This is a genomic window from Bacillus sp. B28 (assembly GCF_029536185.1).
Classification (GTDB): domain Bacteria; phylum Bacillota; class Bacilli; order Bacillales; family Bacillaceae; genus Bacillus; species Bacillus halotolerans.
Genome location: NZ_CP120511.1, coordinates 480669 through 496886 on the forward strand (window position 1 = coordinate 480669; position 16218 = coordinate 496886).

14 protein-coding genes and 1 riboswitch are annotated in these 16218 nt (G+C 46.1%); of the genes, 10 read left to right on the forward strand and 4 right to left on the reverse strand.

Features of this window, described 5'->3' with window-relative positions:
• Positions 1-158: 158 nt before the first annotated feature.
• The 8 genes from P3L57_RS02465 (at position 159) to P3L57_RS02500 (ending at position 11767) form a co-directional block, all read left to right on the forward strand.
• On the forward strand, positions 159-1253 hold the full coding sequence (locus P3L57_RS02465; RefSeq protein WP_069487516.1) for a lipoprotein YdaJ: 1095 nt from the start codon (positions 159-161) through the stop codon (positions 1251-1253).
• Complete coding sequence (locus P3L57_RS02470) at positions 1234-2085, forward strand: diguanylate cyclase domain-containing protein (protein WP_069487517.1); 852 nt, start codon at positions 1234-1236, stop codon at positions 2083-2085. Before P3L57_RS02465 ends, P3L57_RS02470 begins: the two co-directional genes overlap by 20 nt.
• Positions 2075-3805: a DUF2334 domain-containing protein gene (locus P3L57_RS02475; protein ID WP_069487518.1), complete on the forward strand. Its 1731-nt coding sequence runs from the start codon at positions 2075-2077 to the stop codon at positions 3803-3805. Before P3L57_RS02470 ends, P3L57_RS02475 begins: the two co-directional genes overlap by 11 nt.
• Positions 3798-5060: a glycosyltransferase family 2 protein gene (locus P3L57_RS02480; protein ID WP_044161787.1), complete on the forward strand. Its 1263-nt coding sequence runs from the start codon at positions 3798-3800 to the stop codon at positions 5058-5060. Before P3L57_RS02475 ends, P3L57_RS02480 begins: the two co-directional genes overlap by 8 nt.
• 5 nt (positions 5061-5065) lie before the next feature.
• A complete protein-coding gene (locus tag P3L57_RS02485; protein WP_069487519.1) occupies positions 5066-7177 on the forward strand; it encodes a cellulose biosynthesis cyclic di-GMP-binding regulatory protein BcsB in 2112 nt (703 codons plus the stop codon).
• Between the two features lie 135 nt (positions 7178-7312).
• Positions 7313-7457, forward strand: a riboswitch (cyclic di-AMP (ydaO/yuaA leader).
• 189 nt (positions 7458-7646) lie between these two features.
• The gene (gene kimA / locus P3L57_RS02490; RefSeq protein ID WP_024120267.1) at positions 7647-9470 is read left to right on the forward strand and encodes a potassium transporter KimA; all 1824 of its coding nucleotides are present in this window, start codon (positions 7647-7649) and stop codon (positions 9468-9470) included.
• 56 nt (positions 9471-9526) lie between these two features.
• Complete coding sequence (locus P3L57_RS02495) at positions 9527-9979, forward strand: NUDIX hydrolase (RefSeq protein WP_069487520.1); 453 nt, start codon at positions 9527-9529, stop codon at positions 9977-9979.
• A 63-nt stretch (positions 9980-10042) separates the two neighbouring features.
• Positions 10043-11767, forward strand: coding sequence for a pyruvate oxidase (locus P3L57_RS02500; protein WP_069487521.1), 1725 nt, complete (start codon positions 10043-10045; stop codon positions 11765-11767).
• Positions 11768-12032: 265 nt separating this feature from the next.
• Here P3L57_RS02500 and P3L57_RS02505 read toward each other — a convergent pair whose 3' ends face one another.
• The 4 genes from P3L57_RS02505 to P3L57_RS02520 all read right to left on the reverse strand — a co-directional run bounded on the left by P3L57_RS02505 (position 12033) and on the right by P3L57_RS02520 (position 14705).
• Complete coding sequence (locus P3L57_RS02505) at positions 12033-12302, reverse strand: hypothetical protein (RefSeq protein ID WP_069487522.1); 270 nt, start codon at positions 12300-12302, stop codon at positions 12033-12035.
• 106 nt (positions 12303-12408) lie between these two features.
• Complete coding sequence (locus P3L57_RS02510; protein WP_049809886.1) at positions 12409-13686, reverse strand: Nramp family divalent metal transporter; 1278 nt, start codon at positions 13684-13686, stop codon at positions 12409-12411.
• Between the two features lie 231 nt (positions 13687-13917).
• Complete coding sequence (locus tag P3L57_RS02515) at positions 13918-14175, reverse strand: GlsB/YeaQ/YmgE family stress response membrane protein (RefSeq protein ID WP_010333083.1); 258 nt, start codon at positions 14173-14175, stop codon at positions 13918-13920.
• Between the two features lie 77 nt (positions 14176-14252).
• A complete protein-coding gene (locus P3L57_RS02520; protein ID WP_044161772.1) occupies positions 14253-14705 on the reverse strand; it encodes a DUF2188 domain-containing protein in 453 nt (150 codons plus the stop codon).
• A 117-nt stretch (positions 14706-14822) separates the two neighbouring features.
• On the opposite strand from P3L57_RS02520, the gene P3L57_RS02525 reads away from it, so the two are divergent.
• Together P3L57_RS02525 and gsiB are read left to right on the forward strand one after the other, a co-directional pair.
• Positions 14823-15641 (forward strand): EcsC family protein, encoded by an 819-nt coding sequence (locus P3L57_RS02525; RefSeq protein ID WP_095532970.1) that lies wholly within the window; start codon positions 14823-14825, stop codon positions 15639-15641.
• Between the two features lie 129 nt (positions 15642-15770).
• Entirely contained in the window at positions 15771-16142 is a 372-nt protein-coding gene (gene gsiB, locus P3L57_RS02530; RefSeq protein ID WP_010333086.1) for a glucose starvation-inducible protein GsiB, read from the forward strand.
• Positions 16143-16218: the final 76 nt, after the last annotated feature.

Consider the following 16218-nt stretch of genomic DNA (forward strand, 5'->3'; position numbering starts at 1 on the left):
GACTTAGGTCCTGTTTTTTGAAAGTTCAAAAAGGGGAAAAAAAGCTAGCAATCTTCGTTTTTTTCTTCTATAGTTAATATAATTTGTAACATGGCAGTAATAATTTCGTCATATATTGGTGCGTCTGATTCGCTTCGGACACAAAGGGGGACTTGCCTGTGCGGCATGTGTTGGTCGCTGCTATCTTATTTTGCTTATCTATCGGACTTTCCGCAGGGTGTGCTGAAGCTGGGAATAAAACCCTATATCAGTCTGAGGCAGACATGAATACCCGCCCGCTTCAGCCGGCGGAGTATTTCATCTATCACAATCTTATGAATGACCAAGGGCTTATCAAAACAGATTTCTCAGATCAGCCCTCCTATTTATCAGAATCGATTGGCCTGTGGATGGAGTTTTTGGTCAGCAGACAAGACGTCTCGCATTTTCAGGAGCAATATCAGCATCTGACGGATTCTTTTCTACTGAATCATCAGTTGGTGACATGGAAGATACAAAACGGTCAAGCGAGCGGGACAAACGCGCTGATTGATGATATGAGAATCATGGTGTCTCTCGATCAGGCAGCTGCTCTTTGGGGGAGCAGCCAATATGAAAAAACAGCCCGTGAGATCGGCACGGCTTTAAAGACATACAACATGTACAACGGGATGTTTACAGACTTTTACGATTCAGCCTCTCATGCAGCTTCAAAGGACGTGACGCTTTCGTATGTCATGCCCGATGCACTAGCTGTTTTGAAAAAGTATGGAATCATAGACGAAGAAACAGAACAGCGAAATGCCGATGTTCTCTATCTAGCCCCTTTAAAGAATGGTTTCCTGCCAAAGACGTACAGCGCAGAGTCGAAGCAGTACAAATATGACAGTGAAGTAAACGTCATCGACCAGCTGTACGCCGCATGGCATTTGCCGGAAAGGAATGAAACAGCCGCTGTGATAGCAGAGTGGGTCAAAAAGGAATTTCAGGCAAACGGAAAGCTGTACGGACGATATTCGGCAGATACGAAGGAGCCTGCCGTCCAATATGAGTCGCCGTCCGTATACGCATTAGCTGCTTTATTTTTAACAAAACAGCATGAAGACAGCTCGGTCATCAAAGCGATTTATGATAGAATGAATGACTTTGAAATTCTTGATCCGGCGAAACCGTATTATGGGGGTTACATGAGCGGCTCCGACACGCACTCGTTCGACAATCTGCTGCCGCTGTTAGCCGAAAGGAAGCTTTTTAATGAAACGATCATTCAATGAATCACAAAAATTATATGCTTATCTTTCAGGGCTCATCGCAGCCCTGTCTCTGTTTATTTTTTATGTGTCCGCCGAGCACTCGGAGGGCTTTCTGATCATTTGCATCACATTTGTCGTGATCGGGGCCGGCATTTGGTTCGGTCCGATTTACGCGCTGGCGGTCACCTTAATCGTTCTCTTTGTTCTCGGCACGCTCATGATGTTTTTTCAGACTGGACAGGCTGTGATGTTTTCGGCTGAAGACGGGCTGCGCATGCTTATCGTGTGGGGAATTGCGCTTTTGCTGTTTTCCTTTATATCAGGAAGAATCCATGATATCGCAGCAGAGCTGCGCCGTTCAGTCAAACGTCTTCAATCTGAAATCAAAAGCTTCGTGGCTGTCGATAGAGTGACGGGCTTTGATAATAAGCAAAGAATGAAACTGGAACTGTCAGAGGAAATCAAACGGGCGGAACGCTACGGCAATTCCTTTGTCTTTTTGCTGCTTCATATGCATTATTTCAAGGAATTTAAGTCTCTGTACGGGGAGAAAGAGACCGACCTTCTCTTTCAATTCGTCAGCCGGCAAATCAGGTCAAGCGTCCGGGAAACGGATAAAAAATTCCGCCCCTCTGACGAGCGCTTCGGCATTGTGCTGACACACACGCCGGCTGAACATATGCCGGCCGTCCTGACAAAGCTGAAAAAACAGCTGGACACGTATCAGCTGACAAACGGAAAGTATGTGTCGCTTACGTTCCATGTCTGTTATTTACCTTATCGAAGAGATATAAGGACAGCTGATCAATTTTTGGAAGAACTGGAAAACGAGATGATGATGAATGAACTTTAAAAGAATAACGCTACTCTGCGTGTCCGTTCTGATGCTGACAGCTATTGCTTCTATGCCTATTTCTGCCCAAGCAAAGGGGGAGGATTCCGGCATTCTCATCATCTATTCAACCTTGGATGGCAAAGAGTCGCCTCAAGTCAAAATGCTCGATTTATTGGCCGGCCATTTTGCAACTCATGTCACGGTCAGAAAAGATTCGGATGTTACAGCATCTGATGTGAAAGGCAAAGAACATGTCCTCTATTACGGGCAAACGAAAAGAAAGCTCAGCAAAAAACTGGTGTCTCTTATCAGCGGCATAAAAAAACCTGTCGTCGCCATCGGCTATAACGCCGGACAAATCAGCCAATTTTCCGGTCTTTCCTTAACCCGCAAAGAACATGTCTATCAGATTCACAGCAGCACGGAAAAAAACGATGTCTCCTTAGAGAGCGGGCTTAACGTGCTGAGCGTATCAGGCCTGAAAGGAAAGGGGCTGTATACCTTTAAATCTGATGACGGCAAAACGAGTCCGTTTATATGGAAAACGGATAAATCAAATGTGTACATCGGCTTAACCAATCTGTTAAATGACAATCTGATTGTGGCGAAAGAGCTTCGAGAAGCATTTGGAGAGGAGGCCGGAACCGCGCTTTTATATTTGCGGCTGGAGGATATCAGCCCGATGTCTGATGAAACATTGCTGCTTCAAGCTGGTACATATCTGTACAAGAGACATGTGCCTTTTATTATGTCAGTCATTCCGGTGTATCTGAATCCGGAAACAGGCGATAAAGTGTATTTGTCTGATAAACCGAAGATGGTGAAGGTATTGAAAAAACTGCAAAGCATGGGCGGCAGTATCATTGTTCACGGCTACACACACGCCTATCGCCACAGTGAAACCGGAGAGGGCTTCGAATTTTGGGATGCCAAGGCGGACCAGCCGATCACTTCCGAAAATGCCGATGACACTCCGTCCATTTTGGAAAAGGAACAGGCTTTTCCGAACGAACAGGCCTACAAGAGCTATTTGAAGCCGTTTCAGGAAAAGGAAGAAACATATACAAGGCAAAAGCTGACGCACGCCATTGAGGATTTAACCTCGGCAGGGCTTTATCCGCTGGCATTTGAAGCCCCGCACTATACGATGTCTGAGTACGGCTATCAAATGGCTTCACAGTATTTCTCAAGCATTTTCGGGCAGGTGCAGCTCAGCGATACAACATGGAAAACTTCCGGCGCATCCCCTTTTTTGACCAAACCAGCTATGCTGCATGGGATGACGCTGTATCCGGAAACAATCGGTTTTGTCGATACATCAAAGCAAAACCCGCTCGGCGATATGGAGGAACACATTTCTCAAATGATTGATTTTGAAGGCGGAGTGGCCGGAGGGTTTTATCACCCGTATCTTGGGATGAAATATTTGCCGGAGCTCGTTGACCAGATGGAACGCATTCCGGACAGTGAATGGCTTGATTTGAAGAAAACGCAGCAAACCGTCAAAACGGACAAAGTGGAAATCCATACAAGCGGTGACGGAACGGTTCACGTAAAAAACAATGTAAGTGCCATTGGCGAGTTTTTCGACCACCATCGGCAAACCCCGCTGGAAAAGGCGTTATGGATTCTCTCCGCCGTTGTGCTCTTGTTTGTCGTGATGTTTGTCAGCTATACGTTTTACTTGAGAGCCACATTGAAAAAACGAATGTTTAAGGAGAGAAGAAGCCTTGGGTAATACGCTGTTCTTTATCTCGCTAAGTTTAATATGGGTGATGCTTCTCTATCACATGTTTCTCATGCAAGGCGGGTTCCGCCACTACATGACCTTCGAGCGGAACATTCCGAAGTGGAGAGAAAATATGAAGGAATTGCCGAAGGTCAGTGTGCTCATCCCGGCCCATAATGAAGAAGTTGTCATTCGGCAGACGCTGAAGGCAATGGTGAATCTTTATTATCCGAAGGACCGGCTGGAGGTTATTGTGGTAAACGATAATTCTTCAGACCGGACGGGTGATATCGTCAATGAATTTTCCGAGAAATACGATTTTATCAAAATGGTGATCACAAAACCGCCTAACGCCGGAAAAGGAAAATCCTCGGCGCTCAACTCCGGTTTTGCTGAATCGAACGGCGATGTCATTTGTGTATATGACGCCGACAACACGCCTGAAAAAATGGCCGTGTATTATCTTGTTCTCGGTCTGATGAATGACGAGAAGGCAGGCGCAGTGGTAGGGAAATTCCGCGTCATCAATGCGGCAAAAACGCTGCTGACGAAGTTTATCAATATTGAAACGATCTGTTTTCAGTGGATGGCCCAGGGAGGCAGATGGAAGTGGTTCAAAATCGCTACCATTCCCGGAACCAATTTCGCGATCCGCAGAAGCATTATTGAAAAGCTCGGGGGCTGGGATGATAAAGCGCTGGCTGAAGATACCGAGCTGACCATCCGGGTGTATAACCTCGGCTATCACATCCGCTTTTTCCCGGCAGCTATTACTTGGGAGCAGGAGCCGGAAACGTGGAAGGTGTGGTGGCGCCAGCGGACGAGATGGGCGCGCGGCAACCAATATGTCGTCCTGAAGTTTTTGGCGCAGTTTTTCAAACTGAAACGAAAACGGATTATCTTTGACTTGTTTTACTTTTTCTTTACGTATTTCCTGTTTTTCTTTGGCGTCATCATGTCAAACACGATATTTGTGGTCAATCTGTTTTATGATTTGCATTTGTCGGTCGGGTTTTTGGCTATGATCCTTTGGATTTTGGCGTTTTTCTTATTTATGACGGAGGTCATGATTACGTTAAGCATCGAAAAAACAGAAATGAACAGGCAAAACTTCTTTATCGTATTTCTTATGTACTTTACGTACTCGCAGGCATGGATTGTGCTCGTGATCTATTCTTTATTCGTAGAAATCAAGCACCGTTTATTCAAGCAAGAGGTCAAATGGTACAAAACAGAACGATACAATCAACATAAAAGCGGGTGACCTTTTTGAAACAACTACTTATTTTTCTTACAAGCTTTTTGCTCCTGGCAATGACCGGACAAGCGGCCTTCGCCCAAGAGATGCAGGTCGATGGCTCGCTTCTGGGCAAAAGCAGCCGTGAACAAGCCAAACAGCAGGTGCTGACAAACGATCTTATGACATTGTACGGATCAAAAGACAGCGCGGAACTGACATATCAGATTCCGGCAGGCGCCTCTTCCGGCAGCCAGCAATTGGTGATTGAATATGAGGCATCAGATCTTTTAATTTCTCCTTCATCGTTAACGGCTGTAATTGACAATGAACCGGTAAAAACGTTAAAGCTAAACGGCGATCCAAAACGGAAAACACTGAAGCTGAACTTGAACAAAAGCCAGTCCGCCCCAGGCTATCACAGCGTATCACTGAAATTTTACGGCGTCTTGAAAGAGGGCGTCTGCGTCAGACAGGATACGTCCGGCAACTGGATCAAAATTTATCCGGACAGCCGCCTGACAATGGCGGACAGCAGCGAAGCGAAGGGAATGTCACTTGAACATTACCCATACCCATTTGCCCAATCGGGAAATACAGCGGAAGAGACTGCTATTGTCATTCCGGATAACCCGAGTTCGGCAGAAATTGAAGCGGCTGTCAAAACAGAAGGTTACCTGAAAACTGCCGACAGCAGTGTCAGCATTTCATTTGTGAAGGAATCTGAAGTGAAGCAAATCGACAAGCCGACCATTTTCATCGGAGTGGATAAGCATTGGAACGGCAAGGTGAAGAAGCTGATCAAACAAGCTGGCTTACAGGCAAAAGGAGAAAAACTTCAGCTTGCGGAGCGCGTGCTGAAAGCACAGGGCAAGCAGCAGCCGGTTCTGTTTGCACAAGCGGCATCTGATGATGTGCTCTCAGAAAAAATCAGCGTCATCACCGATCAGACTTACACCGGCCAGCTAAGCGGGGAAACACTTTCAATTGGCAAGCTTCAGAAGGCTGAAAAGCAGGAAAGCAATAAGCTGACCCTTGAGAAATTCGGGGCAGAAGATATGACAATCGGAGCTGACAAAACATCTTCAGCACATTATTTTTATCCGGCTTCTGCGGTGATAGATCAAAATCAATCAGCCAAGCTGTCGCTTAAACTAAAGAAATCGGAAACGATTCAAGCAGCCGCGGCAGAAAGCGGTTCAGCCTCTCAAGCAGCAGAGCTGAAGGTCCTCATCAACGGTCAGCCGCATTCAGTCCGCCTTGATGAATTAGGAAAAGAAGATAAAAACGGATACTATCATGTCACGCTGAAAGTAGACCCTGAGCTGCTGCAGAAAAACCGCTACATTGATATACAGTTTATCACCACGGGCTTAAAGGAAAACAACCCTTGCAACACAACGGACGAAGAGAAATGGGTCTTCATTGATAAAAGCAGCACATTGTCTTACACGATCAAAGGCACATCTCCGTCAGCCGATTTTCAAGAATGGCCGCTTCCATACGCCGGAAATCAGAAACAGGCAACACTGATTGTGCTACCTGACAGCGTGAGCAAATCCATGCTTAAGGAGCTTTCTCTCGTTACTGATTCCTTTGGAAGCGAAGCCCAGCAATCTTTCACAGTAAGGAAAGCATCTGAAGTTAAAGCGGAGGACGCAAAAGGCCGGAACTTAATTTTCATCGGCGGCATCAGCCAGTTCTCTCTTTTGAAAGAGAAATCTTCTGATCTGCTCGTGCCTCAAGCGAAAAACGGCTCGTTTGACGTGTCGGGCTTTAAAATGCTGAACGAGACGACGAAACAAGTGGCATTTACCCAAGCGTCTTTATGGGATTCAAATTATACGATGGCTGTTTTTGCGCCGCTGAAAGGAAATGGCGCGGCCGTCACAAAAGAAATCATCAGCTTTTTGAACAGCAATGATGACACGGCGACCGTCATCAATGAAACAAACAGCCAGCAGGTGTTTACAAACCACCAGCAGCTCAAATCGGAAACAAGCAATTCTGAAACAGAAAAAACAGCACAAGATCATGGGCAAAAACTGCTGTATATCGGCGTGCTGGCTCTCATGATGGTAATTGCGGCAGCCTTCATTTGGGTAACCGTTAGACGAAGAAAGAGAAAGACAGACAGAGAATAAGACAGAGGCTGATATCAGCCTCTGTTTTTTGTTTTTGGTTTAAGTTTTCCATATGTGGAACCTGTCATTTTATTTTTTTCTCCCGGCCAATAAGCCTCTTTACAACATACGTAAACGGGAGTATGATCTCTTTTAGAAAACAAATCGCTTAATCTGTAAACAGAGCGGGGGACCCATTTTGGCGGCATTTTGCCGCTTGGGGTGAATCCTTTTTAGGTAGGGCAAACTCTCATATGCCCGAATCCGTCAGCTAACCTCGTAAGCGTTCATGAGAGGAGATGAATGAAACCTGTGTTCGATGTTAAGGCACAGGGGCATCCGTTTGCCTCTGTGTTTTTTGCTGTTCAATTTTCAGAATGTAAATCGCACACAGAATCATCATAGCAGAAAGGATTATTACAAAATGTGAGAGCAGATGCGGATGTTTTATGGTTTTAATGAAAAATGAAATTAAAAGGGGAAGACATCGATGTATCATTCAATCAAACGTTTTTTGATTGGGAAACCGTTAAAATCACAAGCAGCAGGAGAACAAAAACTGACGAAATTAAAGGCGCTTGCCATGCTTTCCTCAGATGCTTTATCATCTGTCGCTTACGGAACGGAACAAATTCTTATCATATTGGCGGCGGTAAGCGCTGCGGCATTTTGGTATTCCATTCCGATAGCGGTCGGCGTACTCATTTTGCTGCTCGCGCTGATTCTCTCATACAGGCAAATTATTTACGCTTATCCGCAGGGCGGCGGGGCGTATGTTGTATCAAAAGAAAACCTCGGCGAAAAGCCCGGGCTGATTGCAGGCGGTTCATTGCTTGTCGATTATATATTAACTGTAGCAGTAAGTATTTCCGCAGGGACGGACGCCATCACGTCGGCGTTCCCGGCACTGCATGATTATCATATACCCATTGCTGTTTTACTTGTTTTAGTGATTATGATTTTAAATCTGCGGGGGCTGTCAGAATCAGCATCGATTCTTGCCTACCCGGTCTATCTGTTTGTGGCGGCGCTTTTCATCCTGATTGCCGTCGGTCTTTTTAAGCTTATGACAGGACAAATTGATCAGCCTGTCCATCATACACCGATCGGCACACCGGTAGCCGGCATTACGCTGTTTTTGCTGCTTAAGGCTTTTTCATCCGGCTGCTCCGCGCTCACCGGAGTTGAAGCGATCTCCAACGCGATTCCAGCCTTCAAAAACCCGCCTGCGCGAAACGCGGCGAGAACGTTGGCTATGATGGGGATCTTGCTCGCGGTTCTGTTTGCCGGCATTACGGTACTTGCATACGGTTACGGGACGGCTCCGAAACCAAATGAAACGGTCATTTCACAAATCGCGTCGGATACCTTCGGCAGAAATGTGTTCTACTATGTCATTCAGGGTGTGACATCGTTAATTTTGGTCCTTGCGGCGAATACGGGCTTTTCAGCCTTCCCGCAGCTTGCCTTCAATTTGGCGAGAGACCAATACATGCCGCGCATGTTTACAGTAAGAGGCGACCGCTTAGGCTTCTCAAACGGGATTATCTTTTTAGGCGTTGCCTCAATTGTGCTGATTCTGTTATTTGGAGGGCAGACGGAGCACTTAATCCCGCTATACGCGGTCGGTGTGTTTATTCCATTTACCCTTTCACAAACAGGGATGTGCATCAAATGGATCAAACAAAAACCAAAAGGCTGGATTGGAAAAATGCTGATCAACGCCTGCGGTGCATTGATATCGTTTATGGTTCTGTCCATCCTGTTTGTCACGAAGTTTAATGTCGTATGGCCTGTTTTAATCTTTATGCCTATCGTCGTTTTTTTGTTTTTTGCGATTAAAAATCACTATACGGCTGTCGGTGAACAGCTTCGCATCGTAAACAAACAGCCGGAAGAAATCAAAGGTACGGTCGTGATTGTGCCTGTAGCCGGCGTCACAACCGTCGTGCAAAAATCCATTCAATATGCGAAATCACTGTCAGATCAGGTCATTGCCGTTCACGTGTCGTTTGACAGAGAACAGGAAAAGAAAGTGGAAAAACGCTGGGAAGAGCTGAATAATGGAGTGCGTCTCGTCACGCTTCACTCTTCGTACAGAAGCCTGGTCCATCCGTTTGATAAGTTTTTGGAAACTGTTGAAGCAAAAGCTAAGAAGAAACAGTTTTCTGTCATGGTGCTGTTCCCGCAATTTATCACAAAAAAACGCTGGCACACCATTCTGCACAACCAGTCAGCCTTCCTGCTCAGAGTCCGGCTGTTCTGGAAGAAGGACATAATCGTTGCCACATTGCCGTATCATTTTAAAAAGTAAGCAGCTAAGACCAAGGGACATCTCCTTGGTCTTTTTTAATAAAGGGGAAATGGGCGATGTATACGGAAGGGGCATTTGTCATAGTGACAAACACAAAACGGCAGATTCTGCTGGTCAAACGAAAAGACGTTCCTTTATGGGATTTGCCGGGCGGACGGGTTGAATCAGGAGAGACCCCGGAGGCAGCGGCGGTCCGGGAGGTAATGGAAGAAACGGGATATCTGATAGAGCTTTCCGGGAAATTGGGTGTCTATCAAAGACCTAAGTTTCAAGAAGAACAGCATGTGTATGCAGGGAACATAACAGGCGGACAAGCGATAGAAAACGGCATGGAAACGGCCGGGCTGAAGTGGTTTTCGCCAGAGCGATTGCCGCTTTTGATAGTGCCAAACCGGAAAATGCAAATCAGAGATTTTCTAAACGGCGCTGCGGGCATCCGGATAACCGTCAAGGACAATAGCTTTTTGGCGGCCTTAGACCTGGTCAGAAGGAAATACAGCAAGCGATAGTTGCCTCCGGGTTTTAAACGGCTCCCCCTGTGGTATTGAAAAAAGGAAAAAGGAGGATACGGCATGGCACACAAAACAGCAGGACAAGCAATGACAGAACTGCTTGAACAATGGGGAGTTGATCATGTTTACGGCATCCCCGGAGACAGCATTAACGAATTTATTGAGGAACTGAGACACGACAGAAATCAATTGGAATTCATCCAAACCCGCCATGAAGAGGTGGCAGCGCTGGCAGCCGCGGCTGAGGCAAAACTCACCGGCAAGATCGGTGTCTGCCTGTCAATTGCAGGGCCGGGTGCGGTGCACTTATTGAACGGTTTATACGATGCAAAAGCGGACGGCGCTCCTGTGCTTGCGATTGCAGGTCAGGTTTCTTCAGGCGAAGTCGGACGGGACTACTTTCAGGAGATTAAGCTTGAGCAAATGTTTGAAGACGTGGCAGTGTTCAACAGGGAGGTACATAGTGCGGAATCACTGCCGGATCTGTTGAATCAGGCGATCCGCACCGCCTACAGCAAAAAAGGCGTTGCGGTATTAAGCGTGTCAGATGACTTGTTTGCGGAGAAAATCAAACGGGAACCCGTTTACACATCACCGGTATATATTGAAGGAAATCTTGAACCGAAGAAAGAACAGCTTGTGACATGCGCGCAATACATTAACAATGCGAAGAAGCCGATCATTTTGGCGGGACAGGGAATGAAAAAGGCGAAGCGGGAGCTGCTGGAATTTGCGGATAAAGCAGCGGCGCCGATCGTCGTCACGCTCCCCGCAAAAGGCGTTGTTCCCGATAAGCACCCGCACTTTCTCGGCAACCTTGGACAGATTGGGACAAAGCCGGCCTATGAGGCAATGGAAGAATGCGATTTGTTAATTATGCTCGGCACCTCGTTCCCGTATCGTGATTACTTGCCGGAAGACACACCGGCAATCCAGCTTGATTCAGACCCGGCGAAAATCGGCAAACGCTATCCGGTAACAGCGGGGCTTGTCTGTGACTCGGCTCTCGGTCTGCGCGAATTGACGGAGTATATTGAACGGAAGGAAGACCGAAGATTCCTGAATGCCTGCACTGAACATATGCAGCATTGGTGGAACGAAATCGAAAAAGATGAAACTGAGGCGGCAACACCGCTTAAACCTCAGCAGGTCATCGCACGTCTTCAGGAGGCAGCCGCGGAAGACGCGGTGCTGTCTGTAGATGTCGGCACTGTCACCGTCTGGATGGCGCGGCATTTCAAAATGAACGCGAACCAGGATTTCATCGTTTCCAGCTGGCTTGCGACAATGGGCTGCGGCCTGCCGGGAGCTATAGCGGCGAGCTTATCTGAACCGGAGCGCCAAGCTATCGCAGTCTGCGGTGACGGGGGCTTTTCCATGGTCATGCAGGATCTCCCGACCGCAGTCAAATATAAGCTCCCGATTACTGTTGTCATTTTAAACAATGAAAATCTCGGCATGATTGAATATGAACAGCAGGTCAAAGGGAACATCGACTATGTCACAAAACTTCAGAATGTCGACTATGCCGCATTTGCAGAAAGCTGCGGAGCAAAAGGCATCAAGGTGACGAGAGCGGAAGAACTTGCACCGGCTTTCCATGAGGCGCTTCACTCCAATCAGCCGGTCGTTGTCGACGTCATGATCGGAAACGAACCGCCGCTGCCCGGCAAAATCACCTACGGACAGGCAAAAGGCTTCAGCAAATATATGCTGAAAAACTTCTTCGAAAACCAAAAAATTGAAATGCCGTCATTGAAGAAAAGCTTAAAACGTTTATTCTAAAAAAACAGGGGCCCGTGAAGGCTCCTGTTTTTTGATTTTACGGGGTTGAGTCATAAAATCGGTTGTTTGAACCTTTAAAATGACTCGTATATTTGTTGGGATCAGCAGGAATGATCTATGCAGCCTGTCATGATTTTCGCCGTGCCCAAAACAGACACAAGGACAAATGCATCTTCTTTCAAAGCAGAAAGATCAGCGCATTTGTCCTTGTCTGTTTCATCTGTTTAATCTTATCAAATCTTACAAAATGAATGTCTTTATAAGCTTATTTCCCTTTTTTCGAAAGGCCGAAAAAGAAAGGAAAAGCAGATCCAACTAATAAAGTGCCGAATAAAAACATTCCGCCGATAAACACGTGAAAATTAGCGTCTCCGGCCGTAAAAGCGGTAATCAAGGAAATGATACTGAGCACCACCATGGCGATGCCGGGTGCGATTCGCATTTTTTTACCTGTTGATTTATAAGCGATAACAGAACATAAAATTCCGATAACAATAGGGACAATCCATAAATAAAACAGAATAAATACTGACATTATCAAAACTCCGATTTTTCTACTATCATAACAAATTTCTGTAAAAAATGATATCAATGAGCTTTTAAGCCAAAATAAAAAACCGGCTCTTTCAGCCGGTTTTTTTCTAACGGAACGTATCGACGATCAAAAACACATTCAAAGCAACAATCAGCACAGCGATCAGCCAAGAAACCACTGTTACCCATTTGGCATTGATCAGCGAACCCATAATCCGCTTGTTGCTTGTGAACATGATAAGCGGGATTAAAGCAAAGGCAATGCCGAAGGAAAGAACCACCTGGCTCAGTACAAGAGCCGACGTCGGATTGACTCCTGATGCAATGATCAAGATCGGCGGAATGATGGTGATGAACCGCCGTACATACAGCGGGATGCGGTAGTTGATAAATCCCTGCATAATCACATCGCCTGAAAGTGTTCCGACAGACGAGCTGGACAGGCCCGCTACCAGCAGGCCGATTCCGAATAACGCGGCTGAAACAGGACTGACAAGATGACCGAACTGCTGAAACGCGACATCAAGGTCCTCGACAAACAGCCCGTTTTTGAAGAATAATGCGGCAGCCACAATCAGCATACTCGCATTAATAGCCCCTGCAATCAGCATCGCTATTAAAATATCAATAAATTCGAATCTGAAGATTTTCTTCCGTTCAGCATCTGTTTTGCCGACCACCCGCCGCTGTGTGAGGGCAGAGTGTAAATAAATGGCATGCGGCATAACGGTTGCGCCGAGAATACCTGCTGCAAGAAGCACGCTGTCGGTGCCATGAAATGTCGGAACGAAAAGTCCTTTCATCACTGAGACGGCATCCGGCTTTGCAAAAAAGGTCTGCAGCGCAAAGGCGATGACCACTACAAACAGCATGCCGGCAATACCGGCTTCAAGTGATCGATAACCGCGGCGCTGAAGCTCCAAAATCGCGAAAGAGCCGATCGCCGCAATAATAGACGCTTCGAGCATCGGGATGCCAAACAGCAAATACAGTCCCAATGCCGCTCCGATAAATTCCGCCAGATCAGTCGCAATAATGACGAGTTCGCCTTGAATCCATAAGCCGATAGAGACGGGCTTAGGAAATTCCTCACGAGCGACCTCAGGCAGGTTTTTGCCGGTCGCGATACCGAGTTTGGCGGAGAGTGACTGGATCAAGAGCGCCATGATATTAGAAAATAAAATCACCCATAGCAGCATATATCCATATTTAGAACCAGCTGATATATTTGTTGCGAAGTTACCGGGATCGATATAGGCAATGGCTGCAATAAACGCCGGGCCTAAAAAAGGCAGCAGTCCTCTGAATCCTCTGCTTTTCCCGTCAAGCGCATCTTGGACTGCTTTGGAACGGGGAGATTGTGCTGTGATGTCCTTATTCATCATGTACTCACCTGAATTCTAATTGTTTTTGCCATACAACAAAGAGTTTCCTTAAACCAAATTATTTTATCTACATCATATGACCATCCTGATTTCTTGTCAACCAATGATGGTCAAAAATGACACTCAAATTTTTCCCTGTTATGTAACATGATATGTAGGGCATCTGATAAGGTCCATACATAAAAAGACATCGTTTCTGTATGAAACGATGCCTCCTGAATCATCTAATATCTAGGCTTCCTTGCGCAGTCCGCGGAATACGAGGCTCAGTAAGAATACGAAGATCGCTGCCCCGATAATTGCCGGAATAATGGCAAATCCTGCAAGGCTTGGTCCCCAAGTTCCGAGTAAGCCATGCCCGATCCATGCGCCGATCAGCCCTGCAATCATCGAACCGAAGATTCCTCCCGGCATGCGGTTGCCGACGATGGCGCTTCCGATTAGTCCAATTAAGATAGCAATAACTAATGAAACCAAAAAGCTAAGCATCATATTCACCTCTCCTTAATGATTTATATATCAATAACCGTTCCAGCCAGTCCCGAAACGTACAAAAGCATATTTGCTTATGATTCTGTTTTTATCTTTCTCTGCACACTGCCGTCAGCCAAATGAACAATGACGTCTGTGCCTTTATGTTCCGCAATTTCCTTCGCCCGTTCAATCGCTTCCTTTTTCGTCTCCTTGATTTCAGATACACGTTTGGCATCCTCAGCTTTGACGGCCCAGCCACTTTTATGCTTGATGACATGCTCCGCTTTATTCATTAGCTCCGGTCTGGCGTCATCGTTTGCCTCCTTATCGCGTTCTGTTTCATCATCATGTGTGAGAAAGTCGTCAATTTCCTTTTTTGAGGCGTTTTCCGCCCATTCCTTTGCTTTGCTCGTCGCAATCGGAATGGCGCGTCCGTCCTCATAGCCTTCATCAATCATGGCATTCGCAATGTCAATCGCCTTTTTCTTCACAGGCTTCTCGAGATTTTTCAGTGAAGCGGGGTAATCCTTCATAGACCAAGGCATTTCCATCACTCCTTCTGCTTTTATAAAAAGGGTACCCGCAGGTGAAAAATAAAAACGTTTTAGAGAAAAATGAAGGTATACTATATAGTAGAAAAACGGAAGGGAAGTGCGAGTTGGGTGACAGCAGAACTTAAAGAAGACTTACATCAGCAATTAAAAGAAATAGAAAAATGGGAAAAAGATCAGCAAAAAGTCTGGTTTTGGGAAAAGCTCAGCCGTCTCCCGTTTCAGCTGCTGGACAAGCTGACGCCGGAATTCATCCAGAAAAAGATCGGCAAGCTTTTGGATGAGGTGGGCAGCTTTGTTCAAACTGGAGGACAGTACCTGACATCGGAAAAACAGATTATCAAAACGTTTCAAAAGAAACTGCCCGAGCAAACCTTTGAATCACTGAAGGACGTACAGAAAGCGCCTCTGGCTGTTATGGATGATGTTGCTGAAGCAATGGGCAAAAACCGAATCAACGCTGCAACCGTTCAGGGAGCGACCACGGGTGTGGGCGGCGTATTTACACTGGCGGCAGACATTCCGGCTGTGCTCGGTTTATCATTAAAAACACTGCAGGATATCGCAGTGGCCTATGGCTATGATCCAAAGGAGAAAAAAGAGCGGGTCTTTATCGTAAAATGTTTGCAGCTTACTTCAGCAGATGTTGTCGGTAAAAAATCCATTCTGAAAGAATTAAAAGATTATGATCAGGACCGTACATATAAGAATGTCGCTTCCCAAATCCAAGGCTGGAGGGAAGTGGTTTTAGGCTACCGTGACACCTTTGGCTGGAAAAAGCTTTTTCAAATGGTGCCGGTCGCGGGAATGGTCTTTGGCGCGGCGGCTAATCGCTCGACCTTAAATGACATTACCGAAACAGGCATGATGCTCTATAAAAAGCGGCGCGTCCTTGAGCGGCTCATAGAAACAGAACAGAATCATGAATAGAAGAAAAGCAGACGGGCACTGCATTCCGTCTGCTTTTTTCAGTTAAAACACACTCAATGTGTTTTGTTTGTTTAAAAGAAATGACAGCGGGAATACAACAACCAACACCAATTAAAGGAGGAATTCAAAATGGCACAAGATAACAAAATGAGCAGAGAAGAAGCAGGTAGAAAAGGCGGAGAAACGACTAGCAAAAACCATGATAAAGAATTCTATCAAGAGATTGGTCAAAAAGGCGGAGAAGCCACTAGCAAAAACCATGACAAAGAATTCTATCAGGAAATCGGCGAAAAAGGCGGAGAAGCCACTAGCAAGAACCATGACAAAGAGTTCTATCAAGAAATCGGTGAAAAAGGCGGAGAAGCCACTAGCGAAAATCATGATAAAGAATTCTATCAAGAAATCGGCCGTAAAGGCGGAGAAGCGACAAGCAAAAATCATGATAAGGAATTCTATCAAGAAATCGGCTCAAAAGGCGGAAACGCCCGCGACAACGACTAACTAAGTAAAGCATAAAAGGCAGACAACCTGTAGATAAAAAGCGATCCGGCGCAGCAGCTGGATCGCTTTTTATGAT

Coding starts and splice junctions, on each gene's coding strand:
- P3L57_RS02520 (WP_044161772.1), bottom strand. CDS start 14,705: ATGCCTTGGTCTATGAAGGATTACCCCGCTTCACTGAAAAATCTCGAG.
- gsiB (WP_010333086.1), top strand. CDS start 15,771: ATGGCACAAGATAACAAAATGAGCAGAGAAGAAGCAGGTAGAAAAGGC.
- kimA (WP_024120267.1), top strand. CDS start 7,647: ATGTATCATTCAATCAAACGTTTTTTGATTGGGAAACCGTTAAAATCA.
- P3L57_RS02500 (WP_069487521.1), top strand. CDS start 10,043: ATGGCACACAAAACAGCAGGACAAGCAATGACAGAACTGCTTGAACAA.
- P3L57_RS02510 (WP_049809886.1), bottom strand. CDS start 13,686: ATGATGAATAAGGACATCACAGCACAATCTCCCCGTTCCAAAGCAGTC.
- P3L57_RS02515 (WP_010333083.1), bottom strand. CDS start 14,175: ATGCTTAGCTTTTTGGTTTCATTAGTTATTGCTATCTTAATTGGACTA.
- P3L57_RS02475 (WP_069487518.1), top strand. CDS start 2,075: ATGAACTTTAAAAGAATAACGCTACTCTGCGTGTCCGTTCTGATGCTG.
- P3L57_RS02505 (WP_069487522.1), bottom strand. CDS start 12,302: ATGTCAGTATTTATTCTGTTTTATTTATGGATTGTCCCTATTGTTATC.
- P3L57_RS02495 (WP_069487520.1), top strand. CDS start 9,527: ATGTATACGGAAGGGGCATTTGTCATAGTGACAAACACAAAACGGCAG.
- P3L57_RS02470 (WP_069487517.1), top strand. CDS start 1,234: ATGAAACGATCATTCAATGAATCACAAAAATTATATGCTTATCTTTCA.